Raw genomic sequence first — 10,725 nt, 5'->3', positions numbered from 1 at the left:
TTCGAACCCAGCCCGGCACCGGCGACGCCAGCGCCACCGCCACCCGCGCCACCGCCACCCGCGGCTCCGGCGCCCGCGCCGGCCCCGGAACCTGCTCCTGCCCCCGCTCCGGAGCCCGCCCCCGAGCAGCAGAACCCGCCGGGTTGACCCGCGGCATGTGGATCGGCTGGCTCGAGTTCGACGTGTTGCTCGGCGACGTGCGGTCACTCAAACAGAAGCGGTCGGTCATTCGTCCCGTCATCGCCGAGTTGCAGCGCAAGTTCAGCGTGTCGGCGGCCGAGACGGGTTCGCATGAGCTGTATAGGCGGGCCGGCATCGGCGTCGCAACGGTATCCGGCGACCGCGGTCATGCCGTCGACGTCCTGGACGCGGCCGAGCGGCTGGTGGCCGCGCATCCCGAGTTCGAGCTGCTGTCGGTGCGGCGTTCCCTGGTGCGCAGCGAGGACCTCGCCTAGCCGATGGTGGCGACCCGCCGCTAGCCGTCGCGGCCTTCCCGCTTGCGGCCCAACGGCACGGGCGCGACGACGCCGGGCGCGAGCCGTCGCGTGAAGACCAGGAAGGCTGTGTGGCCGCGCATCGAATGCTGCGGCCGGACCGCGAGACCGACGACGTTCCAGCCGCGCTGCAATGTCTCCCAGGACCGCGGCTCGGTCCAGCATTGCTGCGCCCGCAGGGCCTCGACCGCGCGCGACAGCTGGGTGACGGTGGCCACGTAGATGATCAGCACGCCACCGGGGATCAGCAGTCGCGCGACCGACTCCAGCACCTCCCACGGCGCGAGCATGTCGAGCACCGCGCGGTCGAAGGATTGCTCCGGCAGCTCGGAGTCGGCGACGTCGCCGATGATCAGTTGCCAGTTGTCGGGCGCCCGGCCGCCGCGAAACACCGACACGTTGCGTTCGGCGTGCTCGGCGTGGTCGGCGCGCAATTCATAGGAGGTCACCCGGCCTTCGGGCCCGACCGCGCGCAGCAGCGAACAGGTCAGCGCGCCGGAGCCCGCGCCGGCCTCCAGCACCCGCGCGCCCGGAAAGATGTCGCCCTCGTGCACGATCTGGGCGGCGTCCTTCGGGTAGATCACCTGGGGCCCGCGCGGCATCGACATCACGTAGTCGATCAGCAGGGGCCGCATCACCAGGTACACGGCGTTGTTGCTGGACTTGATCACGCTGCCCTGCTCGAGCCCGATCAGCGCGTCGTGCGGAATCGCCCCGCGATGCGTGTGGAACTCGGCGCCCGCGGTGAGCACGACCGTGTAATGCCGACCCTTGGCATCGGTGAGCTGGACGCGCTCGCCCTCGGTGAACGGGCCGGTTACGGACACGCGGTCTAGCGTGCCAGCCGACTCGCCGCCGCAGGTGTTTGGGGGTTGTCGGCGCCCAGTCCTAGGCTGCCGACATGACCGTCCAGCCGGAGGCGCCCCAGTCGGCGGAACGCCCGGCGGGGCAGGTGTACCGCCCGGCCCTGTCGCCGTCGCGTGCCGCGGACTTCAAGCAATGCCCGCTGCTGTACCGGTTCCGCGCCATCGACCGGTTGCCCGAGGCGCCGTCGGCCGCACAGCTGCGCGGATCGCTGGTCCATGCCGCCCTGCAACAGCTCTACGGCCTGCCCGCCGAGCGGCGCGGCCCCGACACCGCCATGTCGCTGGTGGAGCCCGCGTGGGACCAGATCATCGCCGCGACGCCCGAGATGACCGCCGACATGGATCCGGCGCAGCGCACGCAGCTGCTGGCCGAGGCGCAGGCGTTGCTCGCCGGGTATTACCGGCTCGAGGACCCCACCCGGTTCAACCCGGAGTGTTGCGAGCAGCGGGTGGAGGTCGAGCTCGCCGACGGCACCCTGCTGCGTGGCTTCATCGACCGGATCGACGTCGCGCCCACCGGCGAGCTTCGGGTGGTCGACTACAAGACCGGCAAGGCCCCGCCAGCCGCGCGAGCCCTGGCCGAGTTCAAGGCCATGTTCCAGATGAAGTTCTATGCGGTGGCACTGTTGCGTTCGCGCGGTGTGCAGCCCACCCGGCTGCGGCTCATCTATCTGGCCGACGGCCAGGTGCTGGACTACACGCCCGATCGCGACGAGCTGCTGCGTTTCGAGAAGACGCTGATGGCGATCTGGCGGGCCATCCAATCCGCCGGGCAGACGGGCGATTTCCGTCCCGCCCAGTCGCGGCTGTGTGACTGGTGTCCCCACCAGCAGCATTGCCCGCTGTTCGGGGGAACCCCGCCGCCCTACCCGGGCTGGCCGGAATCCCTTGATGCACAGGCTGATTCGTGCCCGAACGAACCGGCGGCCTAGGCGGCTAGTCGAGCGGCGAGAGCTCCTGCAGCATTGTGGGAATCAGCTCGCTGACGGTGGGATGGATGTGCATGGTCCGCGACAGTGTGGTGTACGGCGCCTTGGCCGACATGACGTCAAGGATGCCGTGGATGGCCTCGTCGCCGCCGACCCCGAAGACGGCGGCTCCCAGGATCTGCTGGGTGTCTGCATCCACCACGACCTTCATGAAGCCTTGCGTCTCACCCTTTTCCACCGCCCGGCCGACTCTGGTCATCGGCCGCTTGCCGACCAGCGCCTTGCGGCCCGACGCGCGGACCTGATCGGCGGTCATGCCGGCACGTCCCAGAGGCGGATCGATGTAGAGCGCGTAGGTGGTGATCCGGTCGCTCACCCGGCGCGGGTCGTCGTCCAGAAGATTGGCGGCGACGATCTCGAAATCGTTGTAGGAGGTGTGGGTGAACGCGCCCTTGCCGTTGCAATCGCCCATCGCCCAGATGTGATCGACGCTGGTCTTGAGCTGGTCGTCGACCACGATGTAGCCGCGGGCGTCGGTCCGCACCCCGGCCGCTTCCAGGCCGAGGTCGTCGGTGTTGGGTCGTCGGCCCACCGCCAGCAGCAGATGGCTCCCTTCGACGGGACCGGCGCCCTGACGAGGGGTCAGTTCGAACCCGTTGCCGGTCTTGGCTATTCGCACATCGTCGGCACCGACGATGACGTCGATGCCTTCGCCTCGCAAAATTTCTTCGACGGTTGCCGAGACGTCCTCGTCTTCGCGCGAGGCCAGCCGCGGCCCCCGTTCGACGACGGTCACCCGGGCCCCGAACCGCCGGTACATCTGCGCGAACTCGAGCGCGATGTAGCTGCCCCCGACAATGACGAGATGCGCTGGTACTGTGTCGAGTTCGAGAACTGACACGTTGGTGAGGAAGTCGATGTCGGACAGGCCCGGGATGTCGGGCACCACCGCGCGCCCACCGACGTTGAGGAAGATACGGTCGGCGTGCAGCACATCGTCGCCGACGCGCAGCGTGCGCGGATCCTGAAAGACCGCATGACCGCGAAACACGGTGCAGCCGTCCATGCCCTCGAGCCAATCCTCGACGCCCTTGCGGTCGCCCAGCATGATCTCGTCCTTGCGGGCCTTGACCTTCGCCATGTCGACGCTGACCGGCCCGATCCCGACGCCGTAGTCCGCGCCCCGGCGCGCCAGATGCGCGGCGTGCGCGGAGGCCACCAGTGTCTTGGTCGGAATGCATCCGGTGTTGACGCAGGTGCCGCCGATCAGCTTGCGTTCCACCACCGCAACGCGCTGCCCGGCTGCGGTCAGCCGGCCTGCCAGCGGCGGGCCGGCCTGCCCGGCCCCGACGATGATCGCATCGAAATGCTCTGTCACTTAACCGCCGTCAGCAGGTACTCGGTCAGCACGTGACCCGTGGCCGCAAGGATGGCGAACCCGCCCACGATCGCGACGACGTCCTCGAGTAAGGCGATCGGCAGGTCCTTGCCGCCCGTCGCGGCAACCAACCGTCTGCGCGCGTGGTAGCCGCCGAGCGTGCCCAGTACCGCACCGATGACGCCGGCGCCCAGCGCGGTGAACGTCCAGTGCGGCCACGCACCAAGGGCCGCGCCGGCGAGGCCACCCATGACGATCCGGGCCGCGAAGATCGGTGGTGCGGTGCGGGCCGGCGTCTTGGGCAGCTTGTCGTTGATCAGTTCGCCCACGGCGAGAACGGTGAAGATGATCACCGTGATGATGCTGGCCATCCAGCCCGCCCACGTGCCGTGCAGATCGACCCAGCCGATGAAGGCGGCCCAGGCGACGACGGCGGGCGCCGTCAGCGAGCGCAGCCCGGCCACGACACCAATCAATAAAGCCAGCAAGACAAGAAGTGCGTGTGTCACGGAAGAACCTCCTGGGAGACGAACGCCGGCGACCAATGCGGGGACGGCCCACACGCCAACCCGGGCTGTCCCCCGAGGCGGACGCTAACACAGCCGCGGGTTTTGCACCGCGCGCAATCAGAACCGGCAAAACCTGATGTCGGACGCCAGGATCGCCTTGGCGCCGATGGCGGCCAACTCGTCCATGATCTCGTTGACGCCCCGACGCGGCACCAGCGCGCGGATGGCCACCCAATCCGGGTCGGCCAAAGGCGCGATGGTGGGCGATTCCAGCCCCGGCGTGATCGCCGTGGCCTTGTCCTGCACCGAGCGGGGGCAGTCGTAGTCCAGCATCAGATATTGCTGGCCGAACACCACGCCCTGGATCCGCGCCACCAGCTGATCGCGCGCCGCCTGCGTGCCGGACTTGCTGCTGTGGTCGCTCTCGATCAGCACCGCTTCCGAGTCGCACAGCGGTTCGCCGAAGGCCACGAGGTTGTGCAGGCTCAGGGTGCGCCCGGAACCCACCACGTCGGCGATGGCGTCGGCGACGCCGAGCTGGATCGAGATCTCCACCGCACCGTCGAGCCTGATGACCGTCGCCTCAATCCCGCGCCCGGACAAGTCTTTTCGGACCAGATTGGGATAGGCGGTGGCGATCCGTTTGCCGGCCAGATCGGCGATCTTCCAGTCGCGACCGGCAGGTCCGGCGTAGCGAAAGCTCGACGAGCCGAATCCCAGCGCCAGCCGTTCGCGTACCGGGGCGTCGGAATCGCCCACCAGATCCCGGCCGGTGATGCCGAAGTCCAGTTCTCCCGAACCCACATAGATGGCAATGTCTTTGGGCCGCAAGAAGAAGAACTCGACCTGGTTGGCCGGGTCGATGACGGTCAGGTCCTTGGAATCCGTGCGGCGCCGGTAGCCCGCCTCGGCGAGGATTTCGCTCGCCGGCTCGCTCAGCGTGCCCTTGTTGGGAACCGCAACCCGCAGCATGGTCACAGCTTCCGATACACGTCGTCGAGGGACAGTCCACGCGCCACCATCAACACCTGCGTCCAGTAGAGCAACTGGCTGATCTCCCCCGCCAGCGCGTCATCGGATTCGTGTTCGGCGGCCAGCCACACTTCGCCGGCTTCCTCCAAGATCTTCTTGCCCAGCCCGTGGACGCCGCCGTCCAGCGCGGCGACCGTCGCGCTGCCGGCCGGCCGGGTACGGGCACGCTCGCCCAGTTCGGCGAACAGATCCTCGAAGGTCTTCACGGCCAGCGATTGTTTCACGCGGCGGCGAGCAAAGTCACGGCGGTTTAGCCCCGGCCGGGTTCTGAGCCGCTTCGTGCGTCGAATCCGGCGAGCGTGATGCGCAGCGCTTCCTCCAACTGCACGTGAAATGGCGGCCGCGCGGTGATGTCGGAGGTCAGCCATCCATCGAGGACGAATTTCACCGTAGCCAAACTGGTGTGGACCAACAGCGCGGGCCGAATGTCAACCGCCGCATCGACATTCATCCGGTGAGCGACCTGCTGTATCAGCTTGGCGTGGTCGGTTTCGCTGACCAAGACGGATTTGCTCAACAAGTGGGGCGCCGTCGCGACGGCAAGACGCCAGGTGTTGAGGTTGTCGACCTCGCTGACATCCCTGGCGTGCGTGACGAACAGCTGGATCAACGCCTCGACCGGCGACTCGCGTGGCGGCCTGGCGCTGTAGGCGCCCACGATCTCGGCGGCCGCCTCCCGCACGGGATCGACCAGCAGGCCCTCCTTGGTGGGCGCGTACCGGAAGTAGGTGCTGATGGAGATCCCGGCGGCGGCCGCGATGTCCTCGGTCGTCACCGCCTCGAAACCGCGCTCGGCGAATAGCCGGTGCGCGGTCCGTTGGATCTGGGAAAGCAGCTCGGCGCGGCGTCGGTCGCGGAGTGAACCGGTGTTTGCTGAGGGCATGCCATCACCTTCGCCAATCCGACATTGAAACCCCACGGTGCCGCGCAGCGACAAACTCAGATGAGTGACTCTACACTATTGAAAGTCGCTATCAAGTAGGCTAGTGTGATGCAGCGCACACCAATGAGCTGCGGAGTTCTGGTGCCTGTTGACACTATTTTAATAAGGATAGCGTCCGAGGGCTGCCCGCTGTCCTCCGCTCGGCACTCAAGACTTAGGGGTGGGAAGAGGGCCGATGAAAGCGGTAGCTGGTACGCGATGACCTGCGCAAAGGGTTTGCTAGATGGACCGCAGGTCATGCCGTTATGACGACGACGGAGCTTGATGGCATCACCGCCATCCGGAACTGGTCCGTCGGGTACGTCAAACGTCACCCGGTCGCCTCGCTGACGACGGTAGGTGAACAGTTCGTCCTGGGTGTGCGAACCGCTCAATTTTTCTTCTACGACCTGGTGACCGGCCGGTTCCAGTGGCAGGAGTTCGTCCGGCAGGGCGCGTTCATGGCCGGCACCGCCGTGTTGCCGACGATCCTGGTGTCGCTGCCGATCAGCGTCACCCTGTCCATCCAGTTCGCGTTGCTGGCCGGCCAGGTCGGCGCCACATCGCTGGCCGGGGCGGCCAGCGGGCTCGCGGTCATCCGGCAGGGGGCCTCGCTGGTGGCCGCGGTCCTCATGGCCTCGGCGGTCGGGTCGGCCATCACCGCCGACCTGGGTTCGCGGACGATGCGCGAAGAGACCGACGCGATGGAGGTGATGGGCGTCTCGGTGATCCGCCGCCTGGTCGTCCCCCGCTTCGCCGCCGCGGTGATGATCGGCGTGGCCCTGACCGGCGTCGTCTGCTTTGCCGGGTTTTTTGCGAGCTACATGTTCAACGTGTACTTCCAGAACGGGGCGCCCGGCAGCTTCGTGTCGACGTTCGCATCGTTCGCGACCACCGGCGACATGGTGCTGGCGCTGATCAAGGCGATCGTGTTCGGCGCCATCGTGGCCATCGTGTCGAGCCAGAAAGGCTTGTCCACCAAGGGCGGACCGACCGGCGTCGCGAATTCGGTGAATGCCGCTGTGGTCGAGGCGATCCTGCTGTTGATGATCGTCAACGTCGCGATCAGCCAGCTCTACATCATGTTGTCGCCCAGGACGGGGCTCTGACGTGACGGCCTCGGCTTATCAGCCTTTCGCACCGATTTCGGTGCCGCTCGTCCGGCTCTACCGCCGGGGCAGAGCGCCGATCATCCGGCTCGGGCACCTGCTCGTCTTCTTTGTCCGCGCGCTGGTCGCCGTGCCACTCGCCTTGCGCCAGTACAGCGCCGAGTTCCTGCGGTTGCTGTCGAACATCACCTGGGGCAACGGCTCGATCGTGGTGGGTGGGGGCACCGCGGGTGTGGCCGTCGTGCTCGGCATGACCGTCGGCGCCCTCGTCGGCATCGAGGGCTACAACTTCCTGGACCTGCTCGGCCTGGGGCCGGCCACCGGATTCGTATCGTCGTTGGTCAACACCCGCGAGTTGGCTCCCCTGATGGCGTCGCTCGCGTTCGCCATGCAGGGCGGCTGCCGCTTCACCGCGCAGCTGGGATCCATGCGCATCGCCGAGGAGATCGACGCGATGGAATCGATTGCCATCCGCCCGATCCCGTACCTGGTGACCACCCGGCTGATCGCGTCGGTGGTGGCGATCGTCCCGCTGTATGCCGCCTGCCTGGCGATCGGGTACCTGAGCACGCAGGTCGTGGTCGGCATCGGCAGCGGCGGCTCGACCGGCTCCTATCTGCACTACTTCACGCTGATGCTGGCCGGCCAGGACATCGTCTTTTCGTTGATCAAGGCCGTCATCTTCGTATGGATCGCGTCCACGATCCAGTGCTACTACGGGTATTACGCCAGCGGCGGGCCCGAGGGCGTCGGCGTCGCCGCAGGGCACGGCATGCGGGCCAGCATCACCGTCGTAATCATCGTGAACATGCTGCTCACCATGGCACTGTGGGGCGTCGACTCCGGCGCAAGGTTCGGCGGGTAGGTCGGTAGGAACATGCCCAATTCGTTCGAGCTGGACGGCCGCGGCCCATCGGACCGGCAGCTGTTCGGCATCGGCATTGCGGTCGTGGTGGTCAGCGCTCTGGTCACCACCGCGATGTTGGTCAAATCGACTGGGCGATTAAACGATTACGTGCGGGTGGTGGCCGACCTGGTCAACGTGGGCGATGGCCTTCCGCAGAAGTCCGACGTCAAATATCACGGCGTGCTGGTCGGCATGGTCAACGGCGTCGTGCCTGCGGCCCACGGCAACCCCAACTATGTCCACATCGATCTCAAAGAGGACTACGCGAAGTCGATTCCGGCCAACGTGACCGCACGCGTGGTGCCCAGTAACGTCTTCGCCGTCTCGTCGGTGCAGCTGGTGGGCAACGGCCCGGGCGTGAAAATTCGCAACGGTGCCCACATCCTGGAGGACAGGCGGCTGCCGACCGTCCTGTTCCAGACGACCGTCAGCAAGCTGCGTGACCTGCTCGCCGCGGCGGGGCGAGGCCGCGACGACAGGTCGGTGGGAATCCTGGCCGCGCTGGGTGCGGCCACCGACCACCGCCGCGTGAGCCTGTTGAACGCCGGCTCGCAATTGAATCGCCTTCTCGATCAACTCAATTCGGTCGTCAGCACCGATGCCGGGCCCTCGACGGTGTCGGCACTGCTGGACGCGACGACCGGGCTCGCCCAGACGGCGCCCGACCTTCTCGATGCCTTGCACCGAGCCGTCGAGCCGATGCGGACCTTCGCCGAGACCCGCGCGCAGTTGGCCTCGCTGTTGTCGGGCGCCGACTACACCGTCGGCACGACGCGCCAATCCTTCGACAACCACATCGACCAACTGATCAGGATCACCACCGATTTCACGCCGGTGCTCGGCATCCTCGCGCAGAAGTCCAACAACTTCGTGCCCGCCGTCGCCAAGCTGGACAACCTGGCCAACCAGTTCATGGAACAGGTGTGGAACCCCCGGACCAACCTGGGCAACATGCGCGCGATGCTCACCTTCACGCCCAGTTCCACCTACACACGCGCCGACTGTCCGCACTACGGCGAGCTCAAAGGGCCCAGTTGCTTCACCGCACCGCTGATTCCGGTGCGCCCCGATCTGCCCGAGGTGCTGCTGCCGCAGAACTATCAGCCGCCCAAGGATCTGGCACCGCCACCTGGCACGGCGATCGGCCCGGACGGAAACCTCGTCGCGGTGGGCCCCCCGCTGATCAACCCCACCCCCAACCTGATCGATCCCAATCCCCCACTGGCCCCCGGGATTACGCCGTCGCCACCGGTGCCCGGCAGCGCGAATCCCGACAACCCCGTGCCCGGGGCGCCGGCCACACCACAAGAGCACGAGCCGTGGGTCGCGCCGGTGGCACCCAAGGCACCGTGGATTCCGCAGGCCGCTTTCGGGGGCAACGTGGGACCTGTTGGCAGCCAGTATGAACGAAACATGTTGGGCGTGATCACCGGTGCGCCCGCCACCGACGCCACCGATCTGCTGCTGGGCCCGGTGGCCCGCGGCACCACGGTGTCACTGGCTCATCCAGCCGGGGAGGCCAAATGAAATTTCGCGGCCCGCTCATCGCGCTGACCCTGTTCATGATCGTCTCGTTGACGCTGACCTGGCTGGTGTATGTGAGCCTGCGGCGGGACGTGGCCGGGGACACCGCCAGGTATTCGGCGGTGTTCACCGACGTGTATGGGCTTCGCGAGGGCGACGACGTCCGCATGGCCGGAGTGCGCGTGGGCCGGGTCGAAAAGGTGGAACTCGACGGGAAACTGGCGAAGGTCTCGTTCGTGCTGCAATCCGAACAGCGGCTGTTCGGAAACACCCTCGCGTCGGTGACCTACCAGAACATCGTCGGGCAGCGTTACCTCGGGCTGTCCCTGGGCAAGGAAGGCAGTCCGCAGCTGCTGCCCCCGGGCAGCACCATCCCGCTGGAACGCACCGAGCCCTCGTTCGACGTGACCACGCTGCTCAACGGCTACGAACCGCTGTTCAGCCTGCTGAACCCGCACGACGCCGACAACCTCACCAAAGGCATCATCCAGTCGCTGCAGGGCGACACCTCGTCGCTCACCACGCTCGTCGGCCAAACCTCCACGCTCACTGAGACATTCGCGGGCCGCGATCAGGCCCTCGGCAGCGTGATCACCAACCTCAACAAGGTGGTCGGCAACCTCGCCCAGCAGAACGACAATCTCGACGGGGTCATCACGCAGGCCCGTAGCGTCGTCGGTGAGCTCGACCGGCGCCGCCCGGACCTGGTCGCCTCGGTGGGTTCGCTGGCCCGGGTAACCAACCGGCTGTCGGCCTCGGCGACCGATGTGTACCCGGCACTGCGCGAATTCATCGATCGCCAGCCCGGCGTCACCAAACACATCATGGATGTGGAACCGCAGGTGGCCTTCTTCGGCGACAACATTCCGCTGCTACTGAAAGGCCTTACCCGGGTGGGCAATCAGGGCGCCTACGGCAACGCCTACGTGTGCGACGTGAACTTCATGGGGTTCTTCCCCGGGCTCAACGATGTGGTGCCGATCATCATCAATGCCGCCACGCCGGGCAACAGGGCCTGGCACACGCCGCGCTGCAGGAGCACGGTCGATGGGTGA

Annotated in this window: 12 protein-coding genes; 6 read left to right on the top strand and 6 right to left on the bottom strand. The window is 67.0% G+C overall.

Translation table 11 applies throughout. The annotated features are described in order from the left end of the window. Positions 1-155 precede the first annotated feature (155 nt). Positions 156-455 carry a DUF503 domain-containing protein gene (locus A5708_RS20355; protein ID WP_065030351.1) on the top strand — a complete coding sequence of 100 codons (300 nt, stop codon included), beginning with the start codon at positions 156-158 and terminating at the stop codon, positions 453-455. A 20-nt stretch (positions 456-475) separates the two neighbouring features. Here the strand turns inward: A5708_RS20355 and trmI are convergent, their stop codons facing one another. Next, positions 476-1,321 (bottom strand): tRNA (adenine(58)-N(1))-methyltransferase TrmI, encoded by an 846-nt coding sequence (trmI, locus tag A5708_RS20350; protein WP_065030350.1) that lies wholly within the window; start codon positions 1,319-1,321, stop codon positions 476-478. A 74-nt stretch (positions 1,322-1,395) separates the two neighbouring features. Between trmI and A5708_RS20345 the strand changes: the two genes are divergently transcribed. After that, complete coding sequence (locus A5708_RS20345; RefSeq protein WP_065030349.1) at positions 1,396-2,292, top strand: RecB family exonuclease; 897 nt, start codon at positions 1,396-1,398, stop codon at positions 2,290-2,292. A gap of 4 nt (positions 2,293-2,296) precedes the next feature. Here the strand turns inward: A5708_RS20345 and A5708_RS20340 are convergent, their stop codons facing one another. The 5 genes from A5708_RS20340 to A5708_RS20320 form a co-directional block, all read right to left on the bottom strand. After that, positions 2,297-3,667 (bottom strand): FAD-containing oxidoreductase, encoded by a 1,371-nt coding sequence (locus A5708_RS20340; protein ID WP_065030348.1) that lies wholly within the window; start codon positions 3,665-3,667, stop codon positions 2,297-2,299. Beyond that, positions 3,664-4,176 carry a DUF4126 domain-containing protein gene (locus A5708_RS20335; RefSeq protein WP_065030347.1) on the bottom strand — a complete coding sequence of 171 codons (513 nt, stop codon included), beginning with the start codon at positions 4,174-4,176 and terminating at the stop codon, positions 3,664-3,666. Before A5708_RS20335 ends, A5708_RS20340 begins: the two co-directional genes overlap by 4 nt. 117 nt (positions 4,177-4,293) lie before the next feature. Further along, positions 4,294-5,148 (bottom strand): ATP phosphoribosyltransferase, encoded by an 855-nt coding sequence (gene hisG / locus A5708_RS20330; protein WP_065030346.1) that lies wholly within the window; start codon positions 5,146-5,148, stop codon positions 4,294-4,296. A gap of 2 nt (positions 5,149-5,150) precedes the next feature. Beyond that, on the bottom strand, positions 5,151-5,432 hold the full coding sequence (locus tag A5708_RS20325) for a phosphoribosyl-ATP diphosphatase (protein ID WP_065030345.1): 282 nt from the start codon (positions 5,430-5,432) through the stop codon (positions 5,151-5,153). 26 nt (positions 5,433-5,458) lie between these two features. Then, positions 5,459-6,091 (bottom strand): TetR family transcriptional regulator, encoded by a 633-nt coding sequence (locus tag A5708_RS20320; protein WP_065030344.1) that lies wholly within the window; start codon positions 6,089-6,091, stop codon positions 5,459-5,461. Positions 6,092-6,396: 305 nt separating this feature from the next. Between A5708_RS20320 and A5708_RS20315 the strand changes: the two genes are divergently transcribed. From A5708_RS20315 to A5708_RS20300, 4 genes are read left to right on the top strand one after another with little or no spacing between them, the layout of a single operon-like run. Then, complete coding sequence (locus tag A5708_RS20315) at positions 6,397-7,239, top strand: MlaE family ABC transporter permease (RefSeq protein ID WP_065030343.1); 843 nt, start codon at positions 6,397-6,399, stop codon at positions 7,237-7,239. A gap of 1 nt (position 7,240) precedes the next feature. After that, on the top strand, positions 7,241-8,104 hold the full coding sequence (locus A5708_RS20310; protein ID WP_065030342.1) for an MlaE family ABC transporter permease: 864 nt from the start codon (positions 7,241-7,243) through the stop codon (positions 8,102-8,104). 12 nt (positions 8,105-8,116) lie between these two features. Then, the gene (locus A5708_RS20305) at positions 8,117-9,673 is read left to right on the top strand and encodes an MlaD family protein (protein ID WP_065030341.1); all 1,557 of its coding nucleotides are present in this window, start codon (positions 8,117-8,119) and stop codon (positions 9,671-9,673) included. Further along, positions 9,670-10,725: an MlaD family protein gene (locus A5708_RS20300; RefSeq protein WP_065030340.1), complete on the top strand. Its 1,056-nt coding sequence runs from the start codon at positions 9,670-9,672 to the stop codon at positions 10,723-10,725. The genes A5708_RS20305 and A5708_RS20300 overlap by 4 nt, the downstream gene beginning before the upstream one ends.

Source organism: Mycobacterium colombiense (assembly GCF_001672755.1).
GTDB classification, from domain to species: Bacteria; Actinomycetota; Actinomycetes; order Mycobacteriales; family Mycobacteriaceae; genus Mycobacterium; species Mycobacterium colombiense_C.
This window is presented reverse-complemented; position numbering and strand designations above follow the sequence as displayed.

Coding starts and splice junctions, on each gene's coding strand:
- A5708_RS20355 (WP_065030351.1), top strand. CDS start 156: ATGTGGATCGGCTGGCTCGAGTTCGACGTGTTGCTCGGCGACGTGCGG.
- A5708_RS20345 (WP_065030349.1), top strand. CDS start 1,396: ATGACCGTCCAGCCGGAGGCGCCCCAGTCGGCGGAACGCCCGGCGGGG.
- hisG (WP_065030346.1), bottom strand. CDS start 5,148: ATGCTGCGGGTTGCGGTTCCCAACAAGGGCACGCTGAGCGAGCCGGCG.
- A5708_RS20320 (WP_065030344.1), bottom strand. CDS start 6,091: ATGCCCTCAGCAAACACCGGTTCACTCCGCGACCGACGCCGCGCCGAG.
- A5708_RS20315 (WP_065030343.1), top strand. CDS start 6,397: ATGACGACGACGGAGCTTGATGGCATCACCGCCATCCGGAACTGGTCC.
- A5708_RS20305 (WP_065030341.1), top strand. CDS start 8,117: ATGCCCAATTCGTTCGAGCTGGACGGCCGCGGCCCATCGGACCGGCAG.
- A5708_RS20300 (WP_065030340.1), top strand. CDS start 9,670: ATGAAATTTCGCGGCCCGCTCATCGCGCTGACCCTGTTCATGATCGTC.